Below are 328 nucleotides of genomic sequence, written 5' to 3'. Positions count from 1 at the left end.
CCGTAAAGGTACGCGCCGTTATCGCTCTCAAGGCCGAACACCGGCTGGAACTGCTGCTGGACATAGCGGGCCTGGCCCGTTCAACGTTCTTCTATCATCAGGCCCGCTTCCAGGACCCTGATCCGCAGGCAGAGATTAAGGCTGCGGTCAGTGAGATTTTCGAGAAGAACCAAGCCCGTTACGGGCACCGCCGTATCCATACTGAGCTGCTCAAGCACGGGTGGACCGTGGCGAAAAAGACCGTGTTGAAGCTGATGCGCTCACTGCGGCTGGTCTGCAAGGTGCGGCGCAGGAAGCGCTACGCTTCCTACCGCGGTGAACAGGGCGT

General features: G+C 60.1%; 1 protein-coding gene. It reads left to right on the top strand.

Translation table 11 applies throughout. The annotated features are described in order from the left end of the window. The coding region (locus AC5RTS_RS16275; RefSeq protein ID WP_493993052.1) for an IS3 family transposase at positions 1–328 on the top strand (328 nt) is incomplete at both ends.

The organism is Arthrobacter sp. MDT1-49-2 (assembly GCF_059090185.1).
This window is presented reverse-complemented; position numbering and strand designations above follow the sequence as displayed.